26 protein-coding genes are annotated in these 26,273 nt (G+C 38.9%); 13 read left to right on the plus strand and 13 right to left on the minus strand.

The window, feature by feature from the left end:
- Positions 1-96: 96 nt before the first annotated feature.
- The 3 genes from MSG95_RS04535 to MSG95_RS04545 all read left to right on the plus strand — a co-directional run bounded on the left by MSG95_RS04535 (position 97) and on the right by MSG95_RS04545 (position 2,714).
- Positions 97-1,536, plus strand: coding sequence for a DUF2252 domain-containing protein (locus MSG95_RS04535; protein ID WP_077164958.1), 1,440 nt, complete (start codon positions 97-99; stop codon positions 1,534-1,536).
- Between the two features lie 54 nt (positions 1,537-1,590).
- Complete coding sequence (locus MSG95_RS04540) at positions 1,591-2,334, plus strand: sporulation protein (RefSeq protein ID WP_077164957.1); 744 nt, start codon at positions 1,591-1,593, stop codon at positions 2,332-2,334.
- 128 nt (positions 2,335-2,462) lie between these two features.
- Entirely contained in the window at positions 2,463-2,714 is a 252-nt protein-coding gene (locus MSG95_RS04545) for a hypothetical protein (protein WP_077162797.1), read from the plus strand.
- Positions 2,715-2,719: 5 nt separating this feature from the next.
- Here MSG95_RS04545 and MSG95_RS04550 read toward each other — a convergent pair whose 3' ends face one another.
- Complete coding sequence (locus tag MSG95_RS04550) at positions 2,720-3,580, minus strand: LysR family transcriptional regulator (protein WP_077162796.1); 861 nt, start codon at positions 3,578-3,580, stop codon at positions 2,720-2,722.
- Between the two features lie 117 nt (positions 3,581-3,697).
- Positions 3,698-3,952 (minus strand): DUF2061 domain-containing protein, encoded by a 255-nt coding sequence (locus MSG95_RS04555; protein ID WP_171262290.1) that lies wholly within the window; start codon positions 3,950-3,952, stop codon positions 3,698-3,700.
- A gap of 238 nt (positions 3,953-4,190) precedes the next feature.
- Between MSG95_RS04555 and leuC the strand changes: the two genes are divergently transcribed.
- The 4 genes from leuC to leuB all read left to right on the plus strand — a co-directional run bounded on the left by leuC (position 4,191) and on the right by leuB (position 8,089).
- Positions 4,191-5,609: a 3-isopropylmalate dehydratase large subunit gene (gene leuC / locus MSG95_RS04560; protein WP_213033544.1), complete on the plus strand. Its 1,419-nt coding sequence runs from the start codon at positions 4,191-4,193 to the stop codon at positions 5,607-5,609.
- An 18-nt stretch (positions 5,610-5,627) separates the two neighbouring features.
- Positions 5,628-6,275 (plus strand): 3-isopropylmalate dehydratase small subunit, encoded by a 648-nt coding sequence (leuD, locus tag MSG95_RS04565; protein WP_004698920.1) that lies wholly within the window; start codon positions 5,628-5,630, stop codon positions 6,273-6,275.
- Positions 6,276-6,387: 112 nt separating this feature from the next.
- Positions 6,388-6,978: a hypothetical protein gene (locus MSG95_RS04570; protein ID WP_004698919.1), complete on the plus strand. Its 591-nt coding sequence runs from the start codon at positions 6,388-6,390 to the stop codon at positions 6,976-6,978.
- 31 nt (positions 6,979-7,009) lie between these two features.
- Positions 7,010-8,089, plus strand: a complete 1,080-nt coding sequence (gene leuB, locus MSG95_RS04575) for a 3-isopropylmalate dehydrogenase (protein ID WP_077164956.1) — start codon at positions 7,010-7,012, stop codon at positions 8,087-8,089.
- Between the two features lie 60 nt (positions 8,090-8,149).
- Here the strand turns inward: leuB and MSG95_RS04580 are convergent, their stop codons facing one another.
- The gene (locus MSG95_RS04580; protein ID WP_077164955.1) at positions 8,150-8,557 is read right to left on the minus strand and encodes a hypothetical protein; all 408 of its coding nucleotides are present in this window, start codon (positions 8,555-8,557) and stop codon (positions 8,150-8,152) included.
- Positions 8,558-8,724: 167 nt separating this feature from the next.
- Between MSG95_RS04580 and MSG95_RS04585 the strand changes: the two genes are divergently transcribed.
- Positions 8,725-9,099 (plus strand): lysozyme inhibitor LprI family protein, encoded by a 375-nt coding sequence (locus MSG95_RS04585; RefSeq protein WP_077164954.1) that lies wholly within the window; start codon positions 8,725-8,727, stop codon positions 9,097-9,099.
- A 51-nt stretch (positions 9,100-9,150) separates the two neighbouring features.
- Here the strand turns inward: MSG95_RS04585 and infA are convergent, their stop codons facing one another.
- Positions 9,151-9,372, minus strand: a complete 222-nt coding sequence (gene infA / locus MSG95_RS04590) for a translation initiation factor IF-1 (protein ID WP_001284370.1) — start codon at positions 9,370-9,372, stop codon at positions 9,151-9,153.
- Between the two features lie 264 nt (positions 9,373-9,636).
- Here infA and MSG95_RS04595 point away from each other — a divergent pair, with 264 nt between their 5' ends.
- Positions 9,637-10,647 carry an AraC family transcriptional regulator gene (locus tag MSG95_RS04595; RefSeq protein ID WP_004883404.1) on the plus strand — a complete coding sequence of 337 codons (1,011 nt, stop codon included), beginning with the start codon at positions 9,637-9,639 and terminating at the stop codon, positions 10,645-10,647.
- 19 nt (positions 10,648-10,666) lie between these two features.
- On the opposite strand, the gene truA is transcribed toward MSG95_RS04595, so the two are convergent.
- The 5 genes from truA to asd all read right to left on the minus strand — a co-directional run bounded on the left by truA (position 10,667) and on the right by asd (position 16,492).
- Positions 10,667-11,464, minus strand: a complete 798-nt coding sequence (truA, locus tag MSG95_RS04600) for a tRNA pseudouridine(38-40) synthase TruA (protein ID WP_004883402.1) — start codon at positions 11,462-11,464, stop codon at positions 10,667-10,669.
- Positions 11,465-11,478: 14 nt separating this feature from the next.
- Positions 11,479-12,450: an asparaginase gene (locus MSG95_RS04605; protein ID WP_077164952.1), complete on the minus strand. Its 972-nt coding sequence runs from the start codon at positions 12,448-12,450 to the stop codon at positions 11,479-11,481.
- Between the two features lie 58 nt (positions 12,451-12,508).
- The gene (locus tag MSG95_RS04610; RefSeq protein WP_139344738.1) at positions 12,509-13,804 is read right to left on the minus strand and encodes a hypothetical protein; all 1,296 of its coding nucleotides are present in this window, start codon (positions 13,802-13,804) and stop codon (positions 12,509-12,511) included.
- A gap of 59 nt (positions 13,805-13,863) precedes the next feature.
- Positions 13,864-15,225 (minus strand): FimV family protein, encoded by a 1,362-nt coding sequence (locus tag MSG95_RS04615; RefSeq protein WP_077164951.1) that lies wholly within the window; start codon positions 15,223-15,225, stop codon positions 13,864-13,866.
- 148 nt (positions 15,226-15,373) lie between these two features.
- Complete coding sequence (gene asd, locus MSG95_RS04620) at positions 15,374-16,492, minus strand: aspartate-semialdehyde dehydrogenase (protein WP_002053322.1); 1,119 nt, start codon at positions 16,490-16,492, stop codon at positions 15,374-15,376.
- Between the two features lie 187 nt (positions 16,493-16,679).
- Between asd and MSG95_RS04625 the strand changes: the two genes are divergently transcribed.
- The gene (locus MSG95_RS04625; protein ID WP_077164950.1) at positions 16,680-17,801 is read left to right on the plus strand and encodes an endonuclease/exonuclease/phosphatase family protein; all 1,122 of its coding nucleotides are present in this window, start codon (positions 16,680-16,682) and stop codon (positions 17,799-17,801) included.
- Between the two features lie 691 nt (positions 17,802-18,492).
- Entirely contained in the window at positions 18,493-19,779 is a 1,287-nt protein-coding gene (gene gltP, locus MSG95_RS04630; RefSeq protein WP_004698899.1) for a glutamate/aspartate:proton symporter GltP, read from the plus strand.
- A 56-nt stretch (positions 19,780-19,835) separates the two neighbouring features.
- Here the strand turns inward: gltP and MSG95_RS04635 are convergent, their stop codons facing one another.
- The 3 genes from MSG95_RS04635 to MSG95_RS04645 all read right to left on the minus strand — a co-directional run bounded on the left by MSG95_RS04635 (position 19,836) and on the right by MSG95_RS04645 (position 22,892).
- A complete protein-coding gene (locus MSG95_RS04635) occupies positions 19,836-20,936 on the minus strand; it encodes a glycosyltransferase family 4 protein (RefSeq protein WP_077164949.1) in 1,101 nt (366 codons plus the stop codon).
- 269 nt (positions 20,937-21,205) lie between these two features.
- Positions 21,206-22,141, minus strand: a complete 936-nt coding sequence (lpxL, locus tag MSG95_RS04640; protein WP_324624606.1) for an LpxL/LpxP family Kdo(2)-lipid IV(A) lauroyl/palmitoleoyl acyltransferase — start codon at positions 22,139-22,141, stop codon at positions 21,206-21,208.
- Between the two features lie 118 nt (positions 22,142-22,259).
- On the minus strand, positions 22,260-22,892 hold the full coding sequence (locus tag MSG95_RS04645) for a LysE family translocator (protein ID WP_077164947.1): 633 nt from the start codon (positions 22,890-22,892) through the stop codon (positions 22,260-22,262).
- Positions 22,893-23,033: 141 nt separating this feature from the next.
- Here MSG95_RS04645 and MSG95_RS04650 point away from each other — a divergent pair, with 141 nt between their 5' ends.
- Positions 23,034-24,041: an acyltransferase family protein gene (locus tag MSG95_RS04650; RefSeq protein WP_151819264.1), complete on the plus strand. Its 1,008-nt coding sequence runs from the start codon at positions 23,034-23,036 to the stop codon at positions 24,039-24,041.
- 20 nt (positions 24,042-24,061) lie between these two features.
- Here the strand turns inward: MSG95_RS04650 and MSG95_RS04655 are convergent, their stop codons facing one another.
- A complete protein-coding gene (locus MSG95_RS04655; protein ID WP_077164502.1) occupies positions 24,062-25,972 on the minus strand; it encodes an ATP-binding cassette domain-containing protein in 1,911 nt (636 codons plus the stop codon).
- Between the two features lie 32 nt (positions 25,973-26,004).
- Between MSG95_RS04655 and MSG95_RS04660 the strand changes: the two genes are divergently transcribed.
- Positions 26,005-26,250, plus strand: a complete 246-nt coding sequence (locus MSG95_RS04660) for a SlyX family protein (protein WP_004698888.1) — start codon at positions 26,005-26,007, stop codon at positions 26,248-26,250.
- Positions 26,251-26,273: the final 23 nt, after the last annotated feature.

Raw genomic sequence — 26,273 nt, forward strand, 5'->3', positions numbered from 1 at the left:
AGCTAAAAAACAGATATTGCTATGATTAATAAAATAAATTCTATCTTGGCAAAGATTTCAGAATATAAAAAATTTTAATTTAAAAATGAGGAAATAATGTCAAAAACAGTACAAATTAAATTACCAAAACAGCTTTGGAATAATGAAAGTATTGATTTAACACATCATAGCTATCAGGGGAAATTACTGAGTAAAAGCGAAGGCTTCAAATTAGGTAAGGCTCAACGTAAAAAAGTTCCACGTGAACAGCTATCAAAGCTTTCTGAACGACCCAAAGGTACAACTGCCTTAACGATCTATGATTGGAGTAATCAAGGACGGTTAGAAAAACTTAAACCGATTCGTGCAAAAAGGATGAGCGTTTCTCCATTTACATTTTATCGTGGAATGCCTTCTTTAATGCTATTTGACCAAGCGTGGGAGCAGGCAAATTCAGGCTTATTTCAACAGATTTGTGGTGATTGTCATTTAAGTAATTTTGGAGGTTTTGCAAGTCCAGAACGTAACCTGTTATTTGGAATTAATGATTTTGACGAAACTTTAGTTGCCCCGTTTGAATGGGATGTAAAGCGTTTAGCAACCAGTTTTGTAATTGCGGCGCGTGATATTAATCTTGCAGAGAAAGTCGGTTTAAAAGCAATTAAAATAATGCTGAATAGTTATCGTCAGCACTTATTAGAAAATACGAAACTTTCGCCTCTACAAGTTTGGTATGAAAAAGTTGATGCCAGTACATTATTAGAAAATACTGAGTGTCGAAAACTAAGAAAGAAACGCGAGAAGCATCTTGATTCAGCACAGAAAAGAACTGCGTACTCTGTTTTGCCGAAGCTTACCCAGCAAGATCAAGATACAGGATTTCGTCATTTTGTGGATGATGCGCCGTTATTATGGCATCCAAGTGTAGATGAACCATTTAGTAAAGATGTTGATTTATTCTTTCAACAATACCGTGATTCTTTGAAATATGATCGCCAAGTACTTTTTGATCGTTATCAACGTACAGATGTAGCTTTGAAAGTGGTGGGTGTCGGAAGTGTTGGTACACGATCAGCGATTGCATTATTTCAAGATGCAGATCGGGAACCGTTAATTTTACAAATGAAAGAAGCGAATCCATCAATTCTCAGCCCGTTATTTGTAGATAAGGTAAATCACGAAGGTGAGCGTGTAGTGCATGGTCAGCAGCTCATGCAGGCCGCAAGTGATATATTTCTTGGGTTCTCTTCCATATCGGCTCAACATTTTCATGTACGTCAGTTACGTGATATGAAAATTTCGGTTGATCTTAGTGACATGGATGATGAGTATTTCTATGAGTATGCCGAAAGTTGTGGTTTAGCTTTGGCTCATGCCCATGCTAAATCTGGAAATGCAGATGTACTTATGGGATATCTTGGCGAAGGTAATACGATAGTAGAAGTATTACAAATGTATGCAGAAGAATATGCAGAACGTAATCTAAATGACTATAACCAATTTATGAATAAAGTTGCAGATGGTAAGATTCGGCTCGCTGGAGATGATGCACTTTAATAATAAGTATGCTGCTACAGATGAAAGGAAATAATTCGAAAGGTTAGAGAAAAAATGTTTAGTAAAATTATGTCTAGTTTGGGTCTTCAAGGTGTGACGGTAGAAACTATTTTACAGAACCCGAGCTTGCAAGCAGGCAGCACATTGCATGGGGAAATTAGCTTTAAAGGTGGATCATCTGATAAAGAGATTAATGGTCTTTATTTGAAGTTGATGACGATGGCAGAAGTCGAATCTGGTGATCATGAGTTTAACCAACCTTTAGTTTTACAAGAGTGGTTAGTGAACTCTCGATTCCTCTTGCCGGCACATCAAGCGCATTCTTTCCCTTTTAGTATTCAGCTACCATTTGAGACACCAATTACTGAGGTTGCTTGTCGAAGAAATGGTGCACGTGTTTGGATTCAAACCCATATGGATGTTGATTGGGGATTAGATGCAACTGATCGTGATTATCTAAAGGTTCTGCCAACTCCAGCCATGCAAATGTTTCTACAGGCTATGCAGAGATGTGGCTTTGTTTTATCGACAGTAGATGTAGAAAAAGGGCAGCTGACGGCGCGAAATTTTAGATCAACCATTGGTTGTTACCAAGAGCTTGAATTTGTCTCTTCACATATGTTTAGCGGATTTAATGAGGTTGAAGTCTCTTTCGTTGCTGAACCTAATCAAACTCACGTTATGCTTGAAGTTGACCGTCATTTTCGATCAGATCAACTCTTAACGATGACCATTCCACATCATATGCTTGATGAAAACCAAATGGTGCAACAAATTCGAAGCCTGTTGCAGCTTTGATAAATTAAGTTATGTGCATCAAATGAGAGTTTTTTATCAACTTGAAATGAGCCTTATATTTAAATCGCTTTTGCTGCATTGAGAGTAAGGGCGATTTAAAGCGGTCGTGATGATGTGTCGAGGATATGATGGATAATCAGAATGAAACCGAAGAAAAGAAGACTCGTAAAGGTAATCTTCTTGAAGAATTAGGTGGACAACTGATTGACGGTTTCATCACACTCATTGGTGAACTCTTCATTTACATTATTTTTTTATTATTTTCAGGTACTTTACTCGGTATTATCTTTGCCGCTATTTTCTTTGGTTGGGGCGCTCTGTTTTTACTACTGCCTTTCGCAGTTTTAATTTATATCCTTTTTAAAAAATATAGTCATTAATACAGTTATTCCTGCATCATTTTAATCAACTCCTGCATAGCTCTAGATTGAGTACGTGCAGGATGCCACACCATGCCTAATTGGCGATTCATTTCTACATCTAAATCAAGTTGCTGCATATCTTGATTCAGTAGAGTTTTTGGTAAAACTGACCAACCTAAACCAATCGACACTAACATGCGAATAGACTCTAGTGGATTATTACTCATGGTGATTTTTGGTTTAAGCCCTTGTTTTTCGAACTCAGCCAAAGTGATTTGAGCCGTATAAGTCTGTGCAGCAGGCAATAAGCTTGGGTATTCGATTAAGTCTTGTAAGGTCAAATTCTTTTTTTGAGCCAATGGATGAAATGGAGCAGCAACAAACACTAACGGATCATTCCAGATTGTAATGTAGTTAAGACGCTCATCGCCTGAAGGGGGAAGCGTTAAAAATGCAAGCTCTAAATCACCAGCAAGGACCTGTTCGTGGGCTTGTTCTGAGTCAACAAAATGCACGTCTAGAGTGACTTGTGGAAACTGTTGAACAAAGTGTTTAAGTGGTGCAGGTAAATGATGTAAACCGATGTGATGACTCGTCCCGATTTTTAAACGGCCTTGTATTTGCGTTTGTTCATGACTCAGTGTGTGGTGAATATCTTTAAGTTCATTTAACCAGTTTTTGACTTTTGGTAATAACGAATGTGCAGCATGAGTGGCTTGAACCCCACGTCCTGCCGACTCAAATAGCTTTACGCCGAAGTATTCTTCGAGGCTATGAATACGTTTGGTGACAGCAGGCTGGGTAATAAAGAGTTGATCTGCAGCCACAGAGATAGACCCTGTTTCCATAACTTTTACAAAAGCTTCAAAGGCTGCAAGATTCATAATACAACTCTACTTGGAATAGAAAAATCGAGAGAGGCTAAAGTCGCCAAGCCAAAATCGTATCATGCTTGCAGCTAAACGTTCTATAAACTTGTGATTTCGCGTATTAATCTTAACCTAAGCAGTTGTCTCTTTTTCGTCTAAACCTGATATACGGCGGTCTTTGGCTGCCCATACTTTTTCATGAAAGAAAAAAGCAAATGCTTGTACGGTTGGTTCTAACATACTTAAGGTTAAAGCCATCCAAATGTTACCTGTTACAAAGTACGCGACTAGCATTGCTACCGTAATATGCATAATGTAGTAACTTAAGGTTTTCTTTAATGTACGTTGGTTGTTTAAAACGAATTTTTGAATATTAGCCATCATCATTCTCTCTACCTATATTTCATATTTTTAGTATAGAGATGAGAGTATAAGATTAAAAATGGATTATGCAAATGATAATCATTAGCAAAACCGATTTAAATATTTTTGACTAATAGAAATAAACACGGGAATGATTCCTAAAAGTTTTCTAATTTATAAAAATGATAAATTAGATTTATGTGAAACTCTGGCTATAATCGAAGAAAGATTAGAATTACCCAGTCCAATGGAGCGAGACGACATGGCAGGCAAAACTTTATATGACAAATTGTGGGATGACCACGTAGTTACAGAGCGTGATGATGGTTCGTGCTTACTTTATATCGACCGTCATTTATTGCATGAAGTAACAAGTCCACAAGCATTTGAAGGTTTGCAACTTGCGGGTCGTCAACCGTGGCGTTTAAGCGCAAACGTGGCTACACCAGACCACAACGTTCCAACGTCTAAAAAAGAGCGTGATCAGGGCATTGCAGGTATTGAAGATGATACGTCTCGTATTCAGGTTCAAACCTTAGATGATAACTGTAAGGCTTTTAATATCGTTGAATTTGGTATTAATGATATTCGTCAAGGTATTGTGCATGTTGTTGGTCCTGAACAGGGCTTAACTTTACCGGGCATGACTGTGGTGTGCGGTGACTCGCATACAGCGACTCACGGTGCTTTTGGCTGTTTGGCACATGGCATTGGGACATCTGAAGTTGAACACGTTTTAGCGACACAATGTTTGATTCAGAAAAAATCAAAAAATATGTTGGTTCGTGTTGATGGCGTTTTAGGTAAGGGTGTAACACCAAAAGATGTCGTGTTGGCGATTATCGGTAAAATCGGTACTGCTGGTGGTACGGGTTACGCAATTGAGTTCGGTGGTCAGGTTTTCCGTGATATGTCGATTGAAGGACGTATGACGGTATGTAACATGGCGATTGAAGCGGGTGCTCGTGTTGGTATGGTCGCAGTTGATGATAAGACTATTGAATACGTAAAAGGCCGTAGCTACGCACCAAAAGGTGAGCAGTGGGAACAAGCGGTTGCTTACTGGAACACTTTACATTCAGACGATGATGCTGTTTTTGATGCAGTTGTTGAATTAAATGGCGCAGAGATTGAGCCACAAGTGTCTTGGGGTACTTCACCTGAGATGGTGATTCCAGTGTCGAAAGCTGTACCAACCTTAGAACAAGCCAAAGATGACGTACAACGTAGTGACTGGACGCGTGCGTATCAATATATGGGTTTAAATGCAGGTCAAGCATTGGGTGATATTCAACTTGATCGTGTGTTTATTGGTTCTTGCACTAACTCACGTATTGAAGATATTCGTGCTGCTGCTGAAGTGGTTAAAGGCCGTAAAGTGGCTTCTAGCATTAAGCAAGCTATGATTGTTCCGGGTTCTGGTTTAGTTAAACAACAGGCAGAAAAAGAAGGTTTGGATAAAATTTTCTTGGAAGCTGGCTTTGAATGGCGTGAACCGGGTTGTTCAATGTGTTTAGCAATGAACGCAGACAAGTTACAACCGGGTGAACACTGTGCATCGACATCAAATCGTAACTTTGAAGGTCGTCAGGGTAATGGTGGTCGTACTCACTTGGTGAGTCCGGCAATGGCAGCTGCTGCTGCAATCGCGGGTCATTTTGTTGACGTTCGTTCATTTTAATTCGGTCTGGAGCAAACCATGAAAGCTTATACAGTTGAACAAGGTATCGTTGCACCATTAGATCGTGCCAATGTCGATACAGATTTGATTATTCCAAAACAGTTTTTAAAATCGATTAAACGTACTGGTTTTGGCGACAATTTATTTGATGAACTTCGCTATTTAGATGAAGGCTACCCAGGTCAAGATAACTCGGTACGTCCAAAGAACCCTGATTTTGTTTTGAATCAACCGCGTTATCAAGGTGCAACAGTTTTAATTGCTCGTACTAACTTTGGTTGTGGTTCAAGTCGTGAACATGCACCTTGGGCATTAAACGAATATGGTTTCCGTACTGTTATTGCACCAAGTTTTGCGGATATTTTCTTTAATAACTGTTTTAAAAACGGCATGTTGCCAGTCATTTTGCCTGAGAACATTGTTGATCAGTTATTTAAAGAGTGTGCTGCGAATGAAGGTTATCAATTAACTATTGATTTAGCTGCGCAAGAAGTTCGTACACCAAATGGCGAAGCATTTAAATTCGAGGTAGATCCATTTCGTAAGCATTGCTTGTTAAATGGCTTGGATGATATTGGTTTAACTCTTCAAAATGCAGATGCAATTCGCGCTTATGAAGAAAAAACTAAACAGGTTCGTCCTTGGGTATTCCAAGAGATAAATTAACCTTTTGGTACATTTTAAACATAGTCATGGCGTCGTGTTCAAACTCTTGCTAACATGCTAAAGCATAAAAACACCTTAAAATTATGCACTAGATGAGGATTGGGCTTGAACAATGAAGAGGAACGTTACTCATAGCTTTTTGTTGGGCCTGTGCGCAATAACACTCAGTGCTTGTCAGAGCACTTACAATGTGGTCGATACTGTTCGTATTAAGCAGGCCAAACACGAAAATTTGGGGCAGAATGCAGCAATATATTGTTCGGGTGCAAAAAGTTGCGAATTCGAACGACTAAATGATATTACTGTCGTTGATGCACAGACACGCAGAATTAGTAATCAGGCAATTCATCAAGGAATTGTGAGATTAAATGGTTCGCTGTTGAGTCAAAGCAATAGTTTGTATCTGTCTGTGCCTGCTAAGCAATATGAAGTGGTCATTCGTTTTTATCCGATTTCTCCAGATCGGGCAGAAACGATCCATGTTATCCACCAATTTAAAGCTAATCATCGCTATATGTTTAAAATGTACCGAGACAAATCTAACCGTTCGGGTAGTTTGCTCAATGTTTCTGTACCAGATCCATTATGTGTTGACTTAGAGCAGGATGGGCGTGTCATTCGCCGTTTTTGTCGACCATTTGATGTAACCACAGGACTCGGTGAATTTCTCGAACAGAAAAAACTAACACCACGACAGTCATAACGCTGTCTTGTCTTTGAAAATGGAAAACTTCATGTCTAAACAGATTTTAATTTTGGCTGGCGATGGTATTGGTCCTGAAATTGTTGGGGCAGCAGAAAAAGTATTAAATAAAGTAAATGAAAAATTTAATTTGTCGTTGACTTGGGAACATGGCCTATTGGGTGGCGCAGCGATTGATGCTCATGGTGAACCGTACCCAGCTGTAACAAGCGAGCAAGCAAAGAAAGCTGATGCCATTTTATTAGGTGCCGTTGGCGGACCAAAATGGGACACCATTGAACGCTCTATTCGCCCTGAACGTGGTCTTTTAAAAATTCGTAGTGAACTTAACTTGTTTGCTAACTTGCGCCCAGCGATTTTATACCCACAATTAGCCGATGCTTCTAGCTTAAAGCCTGAGATTGTTGCTGGTTTAGATATTTTAATTGTTCGTGAACTTACTGGTGGTATCTACTTTGGTCAGCCACGTGGTATTCGTGAACTCGAAAACGGTGAAAAACAAGGCTATAACACTGACGTTTATTCTGAAAGTGAAATTAAACGCATTGCCAAAGTGGCTTTTGAACTTGCAGGATTACGTGGTGGTAAAGTTTGTTCTGTAGATAAAGCAAACGTTTTAGAAGTGACGGAGCTTTGGAAGCAAACGGTTACTGACTTACAGCAAGCAAACTATCCAAATATTCAGCTTTCACATATGTATGTGGACAATGCTGCCATGCAACTTGTACGTGCGCCTAAACAGTTTGACGTCATCGTTACAGGCAACTTGTTTGGCGATATCTTATCTGACGAAGCAGCAATGCTTACAGGCTCAATTGGTATGTTGCCATCAGCATCTTTAGATGAAAGTGGTAAAGGTATGTATGAACCTTGTCATGGTTCAGCACCTGATATCGCGGGGCAAAATGTAGCAAACCCATTAGCAACCATTCTTTCAGTTGCAATGATGCTTCGTTATACCTTCCGTGAAGAAGCTGCTGCTAAAGCAATTGAGGATGCAGTAGGGCAAGTACTTGATCAAGGTTTCCGTACAGCCGATATTATGTCTGAAGGCATGACGAAAGTAGGTACAGCCGAGATGGGTGCAGCGGTCGTTGCTGCTCTTGCTTAATTGCTATTTCGCTAAAAAAAAACGCGGCTTTAAGCCGCGTTTTTTTATTGTTGAAAGGTTTTAACAGGCTTTGCCCTGATATTGGATTGATTCAGCAATGTCATTTTTAAGCTGAAAAATAACTTTGCAACTAAAATTAATATCGTAAGAATTGCTCCCTAAAGCCCCCGATTGAATAGGGACGGGATTACCACCCATTTCAAGATTACTCACCATAGGAATTGGAATACTTAATGGTCGTAAAATTGTGTAGATGAGTTGATTTGATGTTTTTTCGGGAACATGAGCAATTTGAAAACCAAGGCTACGTAAGTTTAATTCTTGCTGAATAGTGGTAGATGACTTACCCAGAAAGCTTTTTAAATATTCCTGTAAGTTCACAGATTGGCGTGGGGCAGTTGCACAACCGTTCAAATAAATAAGCATCATTGAGAATAGGCTTATTCGACATAGGGTGTGTATATTCATTTTTCTCTCTATCAAATTATATTTATTATTAGATGACGGTAGGTTGGATTGCTGAGCTTGTAAAGAAAAAAAGGAAGTTTATGATAAATGGAGGATGAGTTTATCTAGGAATCCATACTCACATCTGAAAGGCTTTATAATTATTTCGTAAAAAACTTAAGGAAAACATGATGAAAAAAATACTTTTAGCACTTTTATGCAGCTTCGGAATAACAGCGGTATATGCCGATAATTGTGACACTACTCGTAATACCTATGATGATATTTACTGTACAAATAAAATCTATGCGAGTGCTGATGCTGATCTAAATAAAAACTATCAGGCATTAAGAGCAAAATTGAATACAGCGCAACGAAGTACGCTTAAGAAGTCTCAGCTTGCTTGGATACGTCAACGTGATGCTGAATGTACAGATCCAAATAGAAATAGTGTAGACGTGCAGTGTCGTTTACAGACAACGCAGGAAAGAAACCATTGGCTACAAGAAAGATTACGTGAATGCCAAACAGTTGGTTGTAAAACCAGTCGATTAAGTGAATAAATAACGCAATAAAAAAGCCACTTCATGATGTGGCTTTTTTGCATTCACTAATTAGCGAGCACGGTACGTAATACGACCTTTAGTTAAGTCATATGGAGTCATTTCGACTTTCACACTGTCGCCAGTAAGAATACGGATATAGTGTTTACGCATTTTACCAGAAATGTGTGCAATAACTTCGTGACCGTTTTCAAGACGTACACGGAACATCGTATTAGGAAGCGTTTCGGTGACAACGCCTTCGAACTCAATGAGTTCCTCTTTATTGGCCATAGCCTACCTGATGATCAAATTGGAAAGGCGCAAATTATAGTCAATTTATTTAAAAAAAACAAGATAGACATCTTCTTGTTAAAGCATCTGGTTAAACTATGACTAGTAAAAAAAGATGTAATTTTTTTCACAAAACAACTCTAATTCTGTTGTCAGTTTGGTCAATCAACGCTAATCTAAAATCATAGTTATTAGGGACTGTTCATGAAAAAAGAGTCAACAGCTCCTAAGTATCAATGAAGTATCTACATGGAAGGGCACTGCGTGGGTCAGCTAACAGATGCATCAGTTGTATTACGTTTTGGCTATCAAGCAATTCGTCGTGCAGGATTGCCAACGGAAGAAATATTAACTAAAGCGGGAGTCGCTTTAAATCAGGTCGATACCAATGCACGTACTCCGTTAAGTGCACAGTATGCCTTTTGGACTGCAGCTCAGGAAGTCAGTAAAGACCCAGACATCGGTTTGCATTTAGGTGAACATTTGCCTTTATACCGTGGTCAGGTCATTGAACACTTATTTATTAGTAGTGAAACCTTTGGTGAAGGGCTTAAACGAGCTTTGGCTTACCAACGTCTCATTAGTGATGCATTTGATGCAAAACTGGTCGTCGAAGATGGACGTTGTTATTTGACCAATGGTGAACAAATTGGTGCTGATAATCTGGTTAATCGTCATTTTTCAGAATGTGCGATTTCAGGTGTGCTTCGATTCTTCAAATTTATTACCGAAGGGCAATTTCATCCGATCTTCATCGATTTTAATTTTAGTGAAGGTGCTTCTGAAGATGAATATTTCCGCGTTTATGGCTGCCCAGTAAGTTTAGGACAGAAAGAAACAAGGCTATATTTTGATCCTGCCATTTTAGATTTCCAGCTTTGGCAGGCAGAACCTGAACTATTGCAATTGCATGAGCAGCTCGCAATTGAAAAGTTACAAGAACTGGCTCGTTATGATTTAGTGGGTGAAGTTCGCCGTGCGATTGGTTCGACACTGGAAAGTGGAGAAACCACGCTAGAAACTGTAGCAGCTCAATTAAATATTACACCGCGCCGTTTACGGACACAGTTAAGTGAAGCGAATACCAGTTTCCAGCAAATACTTTCTGACTATCGTTGTCGTTTAGCTAAAAAACTTTTGGCAAATACCAGTGAAAGCGTGGAGCGTATTGTGTATTTAACGGGTTTCTCTGAACCAAGTACATTCTATCGTGCGTTTAAACGCTGGACCAATGAAACGCCCGTTGAATACCGTAAGCGTAAACAGCATCGTTAAATACTAAAATTGGTTAAGCCTACTCAGGTAGGTTTAACCAATGTGGGCCAAGTGGTGGCTGTGGCAAGTCAAATTGCTCAGGATAATAACATTGAATAAAGTAGAGGCCGTCAGGTGGAGCAGTGACTCCTGCCGCTTTACGATCTTGTGCCGCAAACATCGCATCAATATGGTCTATTTCATACATACCTTGACCAATTTCGAGTAAGCATCCGACAATATTGCGTACCATATGGTGTAAAAAACCATCTGCTTGAATATCTAACACCAAGTAGCGACCATGTTCAAATAGACGGCAATGCGTTACATGTCGTACAGGCTTATTGGACTGGCATGCTGCTGCGCGAAAGGTTTCAAAGTTATGCGTACCTTCAAATTTACTGGCAGCTTTAATCATCTTTTGCACATCTAGCTGTTGGTAAATGTGCGTGACCTGTTTATATAAGAGGGCTGGGCGACAAGGAGCGTTATAAATAACATAGCGGTAACGTCGAGCCGTCGCCTTAAAGCGTGCATGAAAATTTTCATCCATCACTTTAATCCATTGAATGGAAATATCTTTAGGTAACTGGCTATTTGCTCCTCTTAACCATCCCGTTTCTGGTCGAATGGCATTCGTATCGAAATGTGCCACCATATTGGTTGCATGTACACCTGCATCTGTTCTACCCGCACCATGAAGTGCAATAGGTTCATCTGCAATTTTGCTGAGTACACGCTCAATCGTTTCCTGAACACTGGCAACGCCTGGCTGTTGTGTTTGCCAACCTCGATATTGAACTCCGCTAAACTCAATACCGACCGCATAACGTTGCATAGCTTTACCTCTATTTAATGCAAATTTTCATTCCAATGGCTGAACCATTGTTCTGGGGTTGGGTATTTTAAATAGATTTGAAGTGCTTTTGCATAAAGATCTGCATGACTATGTGCATCATTAATGACAATTTTTGCAGTTTTGGCCCAAGCACTAATTGCATAACGTTGATCAATGCCACCAAAGGTTACTTGTGTCGCCAAGATTGGAACACAACCATGAGCATACAGTTCATCTAAGGTTGCCAATAGTTCAGGGTTTACTGCAATATTGCCTGTACCAAAGCCTTGTAACACCAAAAAGTGTGGTGGGGCAGGAAGTAAGTGACGCAACTGTTGTACCAAGTGCTGTGTTGCAATAGGTTGCATCATCCAGTTTAAAATCTGGAATGAAGCAGCTCTTTCAATTTGAGCATCTTGAACGATCAATTCATTTTGTTGAGGTGTAAACTCAACTTCACTACTTAAACCTGAAAATGCATCGAGTTCAGTTGTATGCGTTTTTAAAGCAGTTTGTGCATGGAATACTTGATGATGGAATGCAAGATAAGCACCTACAGGTAAGCTAATCACTTGTTCTAATGCAAGATATAAGTTCTCAATTGCATCAGTAAATTCACGAGTATTATCACCTTGAATATTAAGTAACGGGTATTGGCTACCAGTAATTACAATATGACAGCTTTGGCCTAAAAAGCGAGCTAGGGTCGCAGCCGCATAACTGAGCGTATCTGTACCATGAATAACAACGAAATGTTGGTAGCCTTCAAGTTGTAGTTGTTGTATGCGTTGAATGAGGCGTAACCAATCAGGTGCCGTACATGCACTGCTATCGACAATATTGGGTGCAGCAAAGCAGTCGACTGTTAAGTGTGGGGGAATCACTTTTTCAAGTTGAGGCAAGAATTGGTCATAAGGCATAGGCGCTAAAGGTTCACCAATGCAACCAAAAGTACCACCCATATAAAATAAGGCTATTTTTTTCATATTTTTGCAGGCATAAAAAAGCAGTCATCTCTGACTGCTTATGGTAAATCGAACAGTTCTAAGAAGCTATGCGATTAAGTAGGTTTTTCGCATGTTGTTGTTGTTCTGTGTTGAATTTTTGCTCATCACTCTCTAATAAATTGCGTGCTGCTTGGTTCGCTCCAAACTTGATGTATTGCTCAGCCAATTTCAAATCGAGCTCATTTTCATTTACTTGTTTTAATTCTGGAAAAGCTTCTAGAAGTGGATCCTCTATTTGAGCTTGAGTAACTGCTTCATTGACTACATCTATAGAGTTTTGAGTTTCAAGCTCTGGTGCTGTAACTAATGCAGGCTCATCTAACGAAAACTCAAGAGGTGCGATAGAAACTGCTTCTAATGGCGCTTGTTCTACGAGTTTAATTTCATCTAATGATGGAGCTTGTTCAGCAGGTTTTGTCTCTGAACTTGAAGGATTTAAGTCAAGATTAAAATCTAATGCATTGATGCTAATCTCTTGATCTGCTTTTACCTCTACTGCTTGAGTTTTTTCTTCAGTTTCATGCTGAGGTGCCAAGTCAAAAGAAAACTCTAAATCAGCTAGCTCATTTGTTTCCTTAGATGACGATACTTCTGGTTCTTGCGGAGAAGTAATTGATACTTCTGGTTGATCTACAGGTTGGCTGGTATTTTCTGTAGTTGCAGTTTTTTCAAATGAAAAGTTAAACTCTAAAGGTTCAACTTCAACAGCAGGTTCTTGTTTTACAGGAGCATAGTCTTTCTGCAAGTCATCAAAAGAAGTCTCAGAAGAGCTTGTTGTTAATTGGTCAAACTGAGCAGTTGTGTCCGATATAGCTTGTGGTTCTTCATGTGCTTTAGCTTGAGGAAACTCAATAGCATCAGGTTGTCTTGAAGACTCATATTCTTTTTGTCTTGCTTCTGCTTTAATTGCGATTTCATTTAATGCCAAGCTGCGAATGTGGCTAATAAGTTGTTGAATCGCAAATTCATCTTTTTGAGCAATATGAACTTCAAGAAGTAATAAATATAATTCGTGCTGGGTGTTGTCTTTTTTTAGTGCCTGATTGACTTGAGCTTCAGCTGCTGAAAACTGTTTTTCTCGAATGAGTTGTAGAATATTTTGACGAACAGCCTCAGGTACAGGACTACTTTGTGGAAGAGCAGGAGCGACTTCTTCAACTACATTGGCTTTACTTTTTTCGCGCGAGCTTTTACTCGATTTACCACTCGCTTTTTTGCCCGATTTTTTACTTATACTTTTTGGGGAGGTGGTCTCTTGTTTTTGGCCATTCTCACGCTTTTTTAAAACAACGGCGACCACGAGTAATATGATAAACGGAATCACATATAACATTACTTTCCCCTTAAAAAATAAAATTTTGCAATATAAAGCGAGCTAACTCTGGTTTTAACTTAATGTTTTTGCTTGTGAGTTTGTTGCTGTGCTTTTAACTGCTGTTGTAACTCTGCCAAACGCGCATTCAGAAGTTGAATACGTTGGTCTTTTAAACTTAAAGTTTGATTTAGTTTGGTTACATTCCTTTGTAATGTAACGGTTTTTTCTCGAGTTGTCATAACTTTTACTGCTAACTCAGTATTGTTTTGACCTGGTTGTGTGCTCTTTTTTGCACTTCCATGAGTAGAATTTGGACTGTTCTCTGCCACAATGCTCATTTCTGCTTGTTGTAAGCGATATTTAGCTCTACCAGAAGATGCTTTTGCTAAGTTAGTTTCACTCGATTTAGATTTTGTATGTGAAGCCTTAGCTGTATTTGCTGTTGTTAAGTTTAGTGAAATTCCCTGACGCAAACGGTTTACATCACCTTGAATAAAAGCATGTCGGTTTTGAGCTTGGATATCTCGCATGACTTTAGCCACAGGTTGTTTGGTCTGTGCTGCAATACGATTGGCAATAGTCCATAAAGATTCATTACGCTGCACGACATATTTACCTGTAGGGGCTGGACCTTTATAGGTACTGATTTTTTGCTTTTTCGGTGTATTTTTACTTAATGCATTTTTTTGTTGAGCAGGCTTAGGTTGAGCCGCTTTTTTAACTGTAGTTGTTTGATTGTCACTGCTCGGTTTAAGAGAAGCGGCAGGCTGTTTTTCTACAGCAGATGGTTCATTACTCATTGCTGCGATAGTTTGCTGTGGCGCTTGAGTCGCAGGTTTTTCGGTAAAAGGCGTTGCTGGAGCCGAGTTATTCAAAGCAGGAGCAGTTCCAGTGCTAATGTTTAGATTACGCTCATTAGCTGTAGTTTCGGCTACAGGTGTTGCTGTTTCAGCAGATGTATAACGAGTACTTTCAGGTAGGTTTAACGCAATGTCTTTTTCATTTACGATAAATTGTGGTGAAAGTGGAGTTTCGTTAGCAGCCACCTTTTTGATAGGCGATGGCTTTAAAACGGTTTTAATATGTTGAAGGCGAGTTGCATTACCCTCACTGACTTTTACGACAATATTCAGTTCGGGATCAATAATAGGACGAGATGAGGTAATTACAATAACGCCAGAACCTTGGGCATTTTGACGTGTATAAAAATTTAGACTACCAGGAGGTTGGTGAGTGACTCCCAAACTATTGAGATCTTCTTGAGTGGCTAAACTGACTTGCAAGGGAGTGTTAGGATCCGCTTGCTGAAAATTCATTTCTGCATAAAGTAATTCCCCAGGTGCAGATTGAATTTGAATAGGATCTAATGTAATCGCATAAACACAAGGCGAAGACATAATGGTGAAAATGGCAATTTTTAATTTGTTATATGCAGTCATCTCAATCCATGACCTGATCAGTCGTAAAGTCGTTCAAAATTATACAATAATGAAATGTAAATAAATTGTTAATTTTTCACAAACCAGTTACGAAAAAGCCGATCAAATGTGATCGGCTTTTTATTTTGACTGAATAATTCAGGTCAAATTATGAGCTTTTGTATTCAACTAAAATACGTAACATACGACGTAAAGGTTCAGCAGCACCCCAAAGTAGCTGATCGCCTACTGTGAATGCACCGAGATACTCTTTACCCATATTGAGTTTACGTAAACGGCCTACAGGTACAGTTAAGGTACCAGTCACAGCTACAGGTGTAAGATCAGTCATCGATGCTTCACGTGTATTTGGTACAACTTTAGCCCACTGGTTTGAGTTACGAATCATATCTTCGATCTCATCAAGCGGAACATCTTTTTTCAGTTTGATCGTTAATGCTTGAGAGTGGCAACGCATTGCACCGATACGAACACAGTGACCATCAATAGGAACGATTTGAGAGTTACCTAAAATCTTGTTGGTTTCAACTTGACCTTTCCACTCTTCTTTAGATTGACCGCTTTCAAGCTGTTTATCAATGTAAGGAATTAATGAACCCGCAAGTGGCACACCAAAGTTTGCAGAAGGGAAGCCTTCACCACGTTGTAACTCAGCAACTTGACGGTCAATATCAAGAATTGCAGATTTAGGATCATCTAACAAAGTCTTGGTATTGTTGTATAAGTAACCCATACCTGTTAACAACTCACGCATGTTTTGTGCGCCAGCACCTGATGCTGCTTGATAAGTCATAGCAGTCATCCACTCAACCAAATTGTTTTGGAAAAGTGCGCCCACACCCATCAACATAAGTGATACGGTACAGTTACCACCAACGAAAGTTTTAGTACCTTTCGCTAAACCGTCTTTAATCACGTTAAGGTTAACCGGATCAAGAACGATGATTGCATCATCAGACATACGTAAAGTAGATGCTGCATCAATCCAGTAGCCATCCCAACCAGTTGCTTTTAACTGTGGGAAAACTTCAGATGTGTAGTCGCCACCTTGGCAGGTAATAATGACATCCATTTGCTTCAGACTGGTAATGTCTGTAGCTTCCATAAGTGCTGGAGCAGTCTTACCACCAAATGAAGGAGCTTCACCACCTGCATTACTGGTAGAGAAATAGAATGGCTCAATATGAGCAAAATCATTCTCTTCAACCATACGTTGCATAAGGACGGAACCGACCATCCCGCGCCAACCGACCAGACCTACTTTCATGTCATTTTGCCTCGGTGCGTTAAAATTGTTAGGGGGAGTTGAGTGTATCAAAAGTGCTCACAACTGCAAGCGTTACAGAATCAAAACAGCAATTTTATTGAGTAGAATATCTTGTTTATGTTACATACAAAATTGATAAAGATGACAAAAACATTAAAAAACAAATCATCTTAAAAGAGAAATTTCAATGATTTATATCGAAGTTGTGTCTGTAGTGGTGATTTGGTTGACTTTCTGGTCACTAATCCCTCGTGATGAGTGGTGGTTTAGAGGCGCTGATTTTCCACGGTTACAAATTTTGTTTGTTGGGCTAATTGCTTTAATAGGCATGTTGTTTTGGCCAACAGAGTGGAATCTATGGCGTGAGATTTTACTTGCGGTACTTATCGCAGCAATTGCTTATCAACTTAAAATGGTTTTACCTTATACATTGTTTTGGAAAAAGCAGGTTAAAAAAGTTAAACCAAAGCAATTAGATCCTCAAAAACAAATTTCACTGATTGTATCCAATGTGCTTACACCCAATGATAAATATCATTTATTACTTGAGCATGTGCGGACATTAAAACCTGATTTATTATTAACGTTAGAAACTGACAAGACTTGGGAAAATGCATTAAAAGAAATTGAGGAAGATTATCCATACCGTGTGCCAGTCCCTCTAGATAACTTATATGGCATGCATTTATATAGTCAACTCCCTCTTAAAAATACAGAGGTTAAATTCATTCTAAGTAATGAAATTCCTTCTATTCATACCACTGTAATCTTGCCTTCTGGAATGCCTGTTCAGCTCTACTGTTTGCATCCTAAGCCACCTAGTCCAACTGAAGCAAAAGATTCAACACTACGAGATGCAGAACTTTTAATTGTTGGAGATCAGATTAAAGATCTAGATGAAAGTTGTATCGTGATGGGAGATCTAAACGATGTCGCATGGTCACGCACAACTCGTTTATTTCAACGTATTAGTGGGTTGCTCGATCCGCGTGTTGGACGACATTTTATAAATACTTTTCATGCAGACTATCCTTTATTGCGCTGGTCACTTGATCATATCTTTCATAGCACAGATTTTGGTTTGATAAAGATGCAACGTTTATCTCATATTGGATCGGACCATTTTCCTGTTTATGTGGTTTTACAAACTGGTCGAATATTTGAGCAGATTCAAGAAGAAGTTGAAGAAACTGAAGAAGATGCAAAAGAAGCTAAAGCTGCAATACAAGAGGGTATTGCTAAGGCTGAAAAAGAAGAAAAAGTCGTGGCTGATGAAATTACAGAACCTTATAAAGGGAAAAGTATATAAAAGCGAATTGTAAGCAATATCGTACAAAGATTTGAGTCGAGGTCCAATAGGCAGAAGAGTTGAAAACTCGTATTCTACATTCATCGGCACACGGAAGCGGGAATGGATTATCCCAAGTAAGGATGCACTAAGCTGATATGGAACGACATCACGGATAAGATGTTAGAACGGAAGCGATAAAAAGAATTATATACCCTGAAAGCACAACCTCATTTACCCGAGTTTTGCAGGACGCAGAACTCGGGTTGATATTTTATATAAGTACCATTTAATTAATTATAAATTAAAGAAATATTTTAAGGTTCTCTTAATTTAAAAATCTATTTAATTATAGGTAGTAGTCCATAAATTTTTTTATATATCCGAGCCCTTTTTCAATGAAAATACATACAAAAATTTTTTTAAATAAGTTTTTGTTTTTATAGATTATTGAAGAATAAATATAGGCTTTGATCTATTTAGGTATAAATTGGACTTGTTTAATTGGCAAATCTCAATAGAATGTGCCGATCGTTGACATGTTGGATCGTCAACAGGCATTGTTGTTTACTTCGCCGGATCGGCGGGTTGTGATTTGCTTGTGCATTTAAATTTCTGTTTGGAAATTAGTGTACATATTGAGGTTTCACTATAAAAATAGTGTTCTTCTCCCTCTCATATTTGATACTTTGCGGTGCATAAGGATTGTCTTATGAAGAATTTTAAATTTAGCCTTGCGTGGCAAATTTTAATTGCTTTAATCCTAGGGATAGTTGTCGGGGCTGTTTTACATAATCAGCCTGAAATCAAAGATAGCATTGTAAATAACGTTCTTACTCCATTAGGTAAGATCTTTATTAGCCTGATTAAAATGATTGTTATTCCAATCGTTTTCTCTACATTGATTTTAGGTATTGCTGGTGTAGGCAGTACAAAAAGTCTAGGGCGTCTTGGTTTTAAAACCATTCTCTATTTCGAAATTATTACTACTATTGCTATTTTGGTTGGCTTAGTTGCAGCGAATATCTTCCATCCAGGTTCAGGCATTGATATGTCTCAGCTGGTTCAAACAGATATTTCTCAATATAAGCATACAACTGAAGAAGTTCAGTCACAGTCTCATGGCATCATGCAGACAATATTATCGCTTATCCCAACGAACATTATTAGTTCAATGGCGCATGGCGAAATGTTACCAGTGATTTTCTTTGCTGTACTTTTTGGTATTGGTCTATCTTCATTACCAGCTACAACTAAAGACCCATTATTAAATGTATTTCATGCTGTATCGGAAACAATGTTCCGTGTAACGCACATCATCATGAAATATGCGCCAGTGGGTGTATTTGGTTTGATCGCTGTAACTGTTGCAAACTTCGGTTTTGCTTCACTTATTCCATTAGGCAAATTGGTTGTATTGGTTTACGGTGCAATCTTGTTCTTTGCTTTAGTGGTACTTGGTTTAACTGCAAAAATGTTCAGTATCAATATCTTTACTTTGCTTAAGATCTTGAAAGATGAATTAATTTTGGCATATTCGACTGCAAGTTCAGAAACAGTTTTACCGCGTATTATGCAAAAAATGGAAGCTTATGGTGCGCCAAAAGCAATTTCTAGTTTTGTAATTCCAACAGGTTATTCATTTAACCTTGATGGTTCTACGCTCTACCAAAGTATCGCTGCAATCTTTATTGCGCAGCTTTACGGTATTGAAATGTCAATCAGCCAACAAGTTATTTTGGTTGTAACATTAATGATTACTTCTAAAGGTATCGCGGGTGTTCCTGGCGTATCGTTCGTGGTGTTATTAGCGACATTAGGTAGTGTTGGTATTCCTGTAGAAGGCTTAGCATTTATTGCTGGTGTTGACCGTATTATGGATATGGCACGTACTGCGTTGAACGTTGTAGGTAACGCGCTTGCGGTACTTGTAATCAGTAAATGGGAAAAACAATACGACTATGAAAAAGCTGCTGCTTATGAAGCAACATTTAAATAAGACTGCTTTCTTTTAGTTATAAAAAAACCCGCGATCATCGCGGGTTTTTTATTATGTTATTTCAATACACTTTGATATAGCTCAAGCGTCTGGTCGCACATATCTTTTAAACTGAACATGGTCACAGAAGCGACTGTTTGAGGTTGTTCAATATGATGCTTTACTGTTTCTACTAAGGCTTTTTCATTTTCAGCTTCAACAAGACCTTGCGGGTACACATTCGATAAAATCTCGGCAACACCTCCACGGTTCCAGCCAATCACCGGCGTACCGACTGACAGCGCTTCTAATGCTGTTCTACCGAATGTTTCTGCTTGATTGGATAGAGAGAGCACGATGTCGCTAAAAGCGAGCCATTCGCGTATATCTGAGCGATGTCCTACAAAGGTGATCTTATCTGCGAGTCCTTTATTTTGGATGGTGCTTTGTAGCTCACTTAAATAAGCCTGTTTTTTAGCATCGGCACCACCCACAACCACAGCATGTAATTGAGGATATTGCGACTGAAGTTGTTGCATTAACTCAATTAAGCTTTCATGTCCCTTTAAGCGGGTAATACGACCAGGCAAGCATAATAAAAATTTATTTTCGAGTTCAGGAAAGTCATTAAAAACCTGATTAAACCACTGTGCTGAAGGTTGATAGTTATGCGGAAAAGCAGCAGGATCAATTCCTCGATAAATCCGGACAATATCTTGGGGTGGACAGTTTTTATAATGGTCAGTGATGTATTTAACCACGCTGTCAGAAACGGCAATCACTTTCTCGGCCTGAGTCATAATTGCACTATAACGATTAATTGAATAGAAACCATGTACTGTGCTAATGAGGTGAGGGCGTTTATGTTCTGGTATTCCTTTTAAGGCAAAATGGGTAAGCCAAGCTGGCACACGTGAGCGTACATGAACAATATCGGGCTGATGCTCTTCAATAAGTCGACGTAAAGGGTGGATTTGCCACAAGCTCGATAAAGATTTTTTATGAATCGGGAGGGTCAAGTGTTTAGAACCTTCAGCTTCAAGTTGGGACACTAATCGTCCGCCGTTTGATACAACCAAAGATTGATGGCCTTGTGCAACTAGTGCACGTGCAATTTCCAGTGTGCCGCGTTCTACGCCACCGCTATTGAGTTCTGGGAGAAGTTGCATCACTTTCATTGTTTTTTGCCTTTAGGTTGTAGCAAAGCGGGATCTTGCAATTTTGAAGTCGAAATTTAGAGATTAACCTTCGGTTCGACCTACTTTTGTTTTGGCAAAAGTAGGCAAAACCATTCTCATCCACAAAACCTGTTCACTGCTTGTGTGTATCAAATTATATCGCAGAAACAGTATCTTCACTGATTTTGGGCAGGTTGTGGATGACGTTTCCGCGAGTCATATAAATAATGTTGTGCCTACTACCAATTTAAAATTATTACAGCTTTATCTTAATAGATCTCTTCATATCCCTCAGGACGTGTCTTAAATCGGCGGTGGAACCACATATATTGAGTTGGTGCGATACGAAGCTGATTCTCAATAATCTTATTTACTCGGGTTGCATCATCGACTTCATCTTCGCTTGGCATATTGTCGACCGCAGGTTCAATCAAGATATGATATTTAGGGTTCTGTACATTGCCATTACGATAAAAATATAAAGGGACAGCAACCGCTTTGGAGATTTTTAATAAACGACGGTGGGCCGTGACTGTAGCAGCTGGCACTCCAAAAAACGGTGCCATAACACCTTGTTTGAGTCCGAAATCTTGGTCGGGGCTATACCAAATTGCATCACCATCTTTAAGGTGGCGAATTAAGCCACGCATATCATCATGATCGATTTGAGCTTTGTAAATCGTTGCTCGACAACGATAAATCAGCATATCGAGAAGAGGATTATTTTGAGGACGATACACAACATCTGGCTCAAAATATTGAGCACACACATAACCACCAGCATCAAGCAAAGTACTGTGAGTTCCCAGTAATAAAACGCCTTTGCCCTGAGCTTGAGCATTGGTAATATGTTCTAAACCTTCAATCGTGACACGGTTTTTAAACCAGTAAGGTTTATACCAAGCGTTTAAGGTCTCAAAAACACCAAGCATCATATCTACAAAAACTTGTTTTGCTTGTTGTTGTACTTTTTCAGATGACCACTCGGGAAAGCAAACTTCTAAATTACGAATAGTCGTTTTGCGACGAGATTTTAAATATTTCCAAGCGATATTTGCTAACCCGTGAGCCAAACGCCATTGAATCGCCCACGGTAAAATAGCCAAAAGCATGAGGAAAGTAATCGCAATCCATACACCCCAATATTTAGGTAATAAAAAGGACCACTGAAACTCACCGGGCGTATAAGGCTGCTTTTGGCTCATAACGATATAAAAAATCTAAAAGTTAAAACTGCCAAAAGTGTATCACGAACTGAATTTATCGTCTTAATATACAGGAGTAAATTGAAGGTTTAGAGCTGGTAAAGACAAATAAAGTAGTTTATCTGCGGTGTTCTAAAAGAATACGAACAGCGAGTCCGGCTAAAACAGTCCCCATAATCCAGCGTTGAATGCTGGCCCAAAATGGTTTTTGCTGTAGAAAAAGAGCAATGCTACCTGCAGAAAACACAATCAGTGCATTTACTGAAACACTTACAAAAATTTGTATGGTCCCGAGTTGAATAGACTGCGCTAAAATACTGCCTTGTTGTGGATGTATAAACTGTGGCAATAAAGACAAATACATAATGGCAATTTTTGGATTCAGTAGATTTGTTAAAAAGCCCATTAAAAATAATTTTAATGGTGAATCGATAGATAAGTCTTTTACACTGAAAATAGGCGCTGCATTTGGACGTAAGGCTTTCCATGCAAGCCATAGTAAATATAAGGCACCTACAATACGAATCGTGTCATAGGCATAAGGAACTGCGACCACAAGCGCTGTGATTCCGAAAGAAGCGCAGAGCATATAAAATACAAAACCAACCGCAACGCCACCTAGGGAAATAAAACCTGCGAGTTTGCCCTGACTAATGGAACGAGAGATAAGATAAATCATGTTTGGACCTGGGGTGAGTACCATCGCCAAGCAAATGAGTCCGAATGCCAAAATTTGAGAGAGATCTAGCACGGAAATATCCTTAAATATTATTATACTGGTAGGTATATCATAATTATTTTGTATACAGCGAAACTTTATTCATTGTCTTTTTGAATCAAAAAAATAAGAATAATTCAGTATGATATGAATATCCTGAATTCATAGAAATTTATGAGAAATCTCCATATCGATGCCACAAAAGGCATCTTAATTTTTCTAGTTGTATTGGGTCATTACCTTGAAAGGTTAATTGGCTGGAATGAACCTCTAAATCAAGCGATTTTAGGGAGCATTTACTTTGTTCATATGCCAGCTTTTATTTTTATATCAGGCATGTTTTTTAAAGAAGAGAAAATCTTAGAAAAGGTAATTTACTTTTTATCGTTATATTTACCATTTCAAATTTTATTTCAATTGCTTGATGTTTTCTATAATGGAAGTTTATGGAATTGGTCGTTTCATTTGGTATGGTTTGCTAAGCCTTATTGGGTGCTATGGTATTTATTTGGCATGGTGGCTTGGACGGTTCTCGCTTTTTTCCTAAAAAAGACGGCTTATCCAGTTTTGTTTTCAATCGTTTTAGCTTTATTTATTGGATGCTCACCCATCAATAATTACAGCTACTCGATTGGTCGAATTTTCGTATTTCTACCTTTTTTTATGGCTGGGGCGGTTTATGGCAAAACCATTTTTCAGTATCTTCCGCAGTTGCCTTATGCAAAATTATTTGCTGTTATCACATTATTAATCATTACTGCTGTAGCCGCTATAAGTCATTATAGTTATTACTGGTTATTTGGCAGTTTGTCATATTTTCAATTACATGTAGATGTATGGCAGGGAATACTGATTCGCAGTGTAATTATGTTGCTATCGGCTATGGGTGTTTTGAGTTTATTTGTACTCACTCAAAATTTTAAACGACCTTGGATCGGTTTAGGCCAAAAAACGCTACCAGTTTATATATTGCATGGTTTTGTAATTATTGTTTTGACTCATCAACTAAGTTTTAAATATTCGGTAGAGATCAATATTTTCATTAGTCTCGTTTTGGCTATCCTCACTTGTATGGTTTTGCAGTCACAGATATTTGAACGTTTAATTCGCTTCATCTCTTTATTTGTTTATAAGCCTTGTATGACATTAGTAGAAATTCTAAATCCAAAAAAAGGGCTTTAATTAAAGCCCTTTTTTATTGATTAACTGCCTTTACTCATTTGCTCAAGCTCATCCCAACGCTCTAATTTTTCAAGCAGTAATTCTTCAATTTCTGCGAGGCGTTGGCTTGCTTGAGTCGCAGCATCTGCATCAGATACAAACCATGAACCATCTGCAAGTTTGTCTGAAAGCTCGGCTTGTTCAACTTCCAGTTTCTCGATTTCAGCAGGAAGTTGCTCAAGTTCACGTTGGTCTTTATAGCTCAGTTTGACCTTTTTAATGTTACTTTGAGCAGCAGCTTTTTCAGCTTCAGCTTTTGCTTGAGCTTTTTTAACGTCAGATTTCTGATCTACTACTTTGTCATCTGGACGTTGCTGTAAATAGTCTTGGTAGCCACCGATGTATTCTGCAATATTACCTTTGCCATCAAATACCCAAGTCGATGTTACGACGTTGTCCATAAATGCACGGTCATGCGAAATGAGTAATAAAGTGCCTTTATATTCAGAAAGCATCTCTTCAAGTAGCTCAAGAGTCACCATATCCAAGTCATTGGTTGGTTCGTCCATCACAATCAGGTTCGATGGTTTAAGTAATAATTTAGCAAGCAAAATACGGTTACGCTCACCACCAGAAAGGGCTTTTACTGGTGTGCGTGCACGTTCAGGTGAGAACAAGAAATCTTGTAAATAGCTGTAGATATGACGACGGTTGCCATTCACATCAACAAAGTCAGAACCCTCTGAAACGTTTGCCATGACTGTTTTTTCAAGGTCTAAGGCATTACGCAACTGATCAAAATAGGCAACTTCTAACTGTGTACCTGTCTTAACTGAACCGCCATGTTCGATTTCACCTAAAATAGCTTTAATTAAAGTCGTTTTACCAACGCCGTTATCGCCCACTAGGCCAATACGGTCACCACGCATGACAAGGGTAGAGAAGTCTTTGATGAGTGGTTTACCATCATAAGATACACTCAAGTGCTCAATATCAAATACTAATTTACCTGAGCGATTTGCTTCTTGAGTCGCCATGCTCACTTTGCCTTGTTGTGAACGGCGTGCTTTCGATTCTTCACGTAAAGCTTTTAATGCACGAACACGACCTTCGTTACGTGTACGACGTGCTTTAATGCCTTGACGAATCCAAGCCTCTTCTTCAGCTAATTTTTTATCAAATAAAGCATTTTGCTTCTCTTCTGCTTCCATTTGCTGAGCTTTAAGCTCCAAATAGCGAGAATAATTGCCTTCATAGCCACGTAGGATGCCGCGGTCAAGCTCAACAATTCGAGTTGCGATACTATCTACAAAAGAACGGTCATGCGAAATAAATAGAAGTGTTAAATTATTTTGATCGAGTAGGAATTTTTCTAACCATTCAATACTTTCAACATCTAAATGGTTGGTTGGTTCGTCTAAAAGTAATACGTCTGGCTGCGTTAAAAGAGCACGAGCAAGTAAAACACGACGTTTACGTCCACCAGATAAGTCTGCCAAATCTGCGTTTGGGTCGAGTCCCATTTTACTTAATAGGGCATTCACCTTGTTTTCAAGTGCCCAACCATCTAGTTGGTCTAGCTTGTGCTGAAGGTTACCCATACGGTCACAGGCTTCCATGTCTCCCAGCATACAAGCATCGGTTGCTTCATGGTAAGCTCTAAGTACTTCGGCAGCTTCTCCTGCGCCATCTGCCACAATGTCAGCAACTTTGCCAGAATCCATTGGAACGTCTTGGGCTAACATAGAAACCGTTAGACCATTTTGAATAGAAACTTCACCAGAATCGGGTAATAAGCTTCCCTCGATGAGTTTAAGTAAAGTAGACTTACCTTCACCATTACGCCCAATTAAACAGACTCGTTCGCCACGTTCTAGATTAAAGTTCGCGCCATCGAGCAGGGCAGGTCCGCCAAAAGCAAGTTGGACATCCCTTAGGGTAATATAGGCCATAATGTTTTCCAGAATCTCAAATGAGGATTTAAATGACTAAACCACCATATCATGATGATCAAGCGTCATTTTCCGCACCCATTGAAGATTTGCAAGTGCGAATTACATTTTTGGATGATTTAGTTGAACAATTAAATCAACAACTCGCTATTCAAACTCAGGAAATAGCTGATTTGAAAAAACAAATGCAATTACTTTACCTACGTGTGGAATCTTCAGATTTATCAGAAGGTATTGCGCCTTTTGACCCATTAACCAATAAACCTCCTCACTATTAATAAAAAGGCAAGTTCAATACTTG

The organism is Acinetobacter sp. IK23, assembly GCF_035615275.1.
In the GTDB taxonomy this organism is placed as follows: Bacteria; Pseudomonadota; Gammaproteobacteria; order Pseudomonadales; family Moraxellaceae; genus Acinetobacter; species Acinetobacter seifertii.

What these genes read in the sequence shown, in the direction of transcription:
- MSG95_RS04535 (WP_077164958.1), top strand. Translation starts at nt 97, where the DNA reads ATGTCAAAAACAGTACAAATTAAATTACCAAAACAGCTTTGGAATAAT.
- MSG95_RS04540 (WP_077164957.1), top strand. Translation starts at nt 1,591, where the DNA reads ATGTTTAGTAAAATTATGTCTAGTTTGGGTCTTCAAGGTGTGACGGTA.
- MSG95_RS04545 (WP_077162797.1), top strand. Translation starts at nt 2,463, where the DNA reads ATGGATAATCAGAATGAAACCGAAGAAAAGAAGACTCGTAAAGGTAAT.
- MSG95_RS04550 (WP_077162796.1), bottom strand. Translation starts at nt 3,580, where the DNA reads ATGAATCTTGCAGCCTTTGAAGCTTTTGTAAAAGTTATGGAAACAGGG.
- MSG95_RS04555 (WP_171262290.1), bottom strand. Translation starts at nt 3,952, where the DNA reads ATGATGATGGCTAATATTCAAAAATTCGTTTTAAACAACCAACGTACA.
- leuC (WP_213033544.1), top strand. Translation starts at nt 4,191, where the DNA reads ATGGCAGGCAAAACTTTATATGACAAATTGTGGGATGACCACGTAGTT.
- leuD (WP_004698920.1), top strand. Translation starts at nt 5,628, where the DNA reads ATGAAAGCTTATACAGTTGAACAAGGTATCGTTGCACCATTAGATCGT.
- MSG95_RS04570 (WP_004698919.1), top strand. Translation starts at nt 6,388, where the DNA reads ATGAAGAGGAACGTTACTCATAGCTTTTTGTTGGGCCTGTGCGCAATA.
- leuB (WP_077164956.1), top strand. Translation starts at nt 7,010, where the DNA reads ATGTCTAAACAGATTTTAATTTTGGCTGGCGATGGTATTGGTCCTGAA.
- MSG95_RS04580 (WP_077164955.1), bottom strand. Translation starts at nt 8,557, where the DNA reads ATGAATATACACACCCTATGTCGAATAAGCCTATTCTCAATGATGCTT.
- MSG95_RS04585 (WP_077164954.1), top strand. Translation starts at nt 8,725, where the DNA reads ATGATGAAAAAAATACTTTTAGCACTTTTATGCAGCTTCGGAATAACA.
- infA (WP_001284370.1), bottom strand. Translation starts at nt 9,372, where the DNA reads ATGGCCAATAAAGAGGAACTCATTGAGTTCGAAGGCGTTGTCACCGAA.
- truA (WP_004883402.1), bottom strand. Translation starts at nt 11,464, where the DNA reads ATGCAACGTTATGCGGTCGGTATTGAGTTTAGCGGAGTTCAATATCGA.
- MSG95_RS04605 (WP_077164952.1), bottom strand. Translation starts at nt 12,450, where the DNA reads ATGAAAAAAATAGCCTTATTTTATATGGGTGGTACTTTTGGTTGCATT.
- MSG95_RS04610 (WP_139344738.1), bottom strand. Translation starts at nt 13,804, where the DNA reads ATGTTATATGTGATTCCGTTTATCATATTACTCGTGGTCGCCGTTGTT.
- MSG95_RS04615 (WP_077164951.1), bottom strand. Translation starts at nt 15,225, where the DNA reads ATGACTGCATATAACAAATTAAAAATTGCCATTTTCACCATTATGTCT.
- asd (WP_002053322.1), bottom strand. Translation starts at nt 16,492, where the DNA reads ATGAAAGTAGGTCTGGTCGGTTGGCGCGGGATGGTCGGTTCCGTCCTT.
- MSG95_RS04625 (WP_077164950.1), top strand. Translation starts at nt 16,680, where the DNA reads ATGATTTATATCGAAGTTGTGTCTGTAGTGGTGATTTGGTTGACTTTC.
- gltP (WP_004698899.1), top strand. Translation starts at nt 18,493, where the DNA reads ATGAAGAATTTTAAATTTAGCCTTGCGTGGCAAATTTTAATTGCTTTA.
- MSG95_RS04635 (WP_077164949.1), bottom strand. Translation starts at nt 20,936, where the DNA reads ATGAAAGTGATGCAACTTCTCCCAGAACTCAATAGCGGTGGCGTAGAA.
- lpxL (WP_324624606.1), bottom strand. Translation starts at nt 22,141, where the DNA reads ATGAGCCAAAAGCAGCCTTATACGCCCGGTGAGTTTCAGTGGTCCTTT.
- MSG95_RS04650 (WP_151819264.1), top strand. Translation starts at nt 23,034, where the DNA reads ATGAGAAATCTCCATATCGATGCCACAAAAGGCATCTTAATTTTTCTA.
- MSG95_RS04655 (WP_077164502.1), bottom strand. Translation starts at nt 25,972, where the DNA reads ATGGCCTATATTACCCTAAGGGATGTCCAACTTGCTTTTGGCGGACCT.
- MSG95_RS04660 (WP_004698888.1), top strand. Translation starts at nt 26,005, where the DNA reads ATGACTAAACCACCATATCATGATGATCAAGCGTCATTTTCCGCACCC.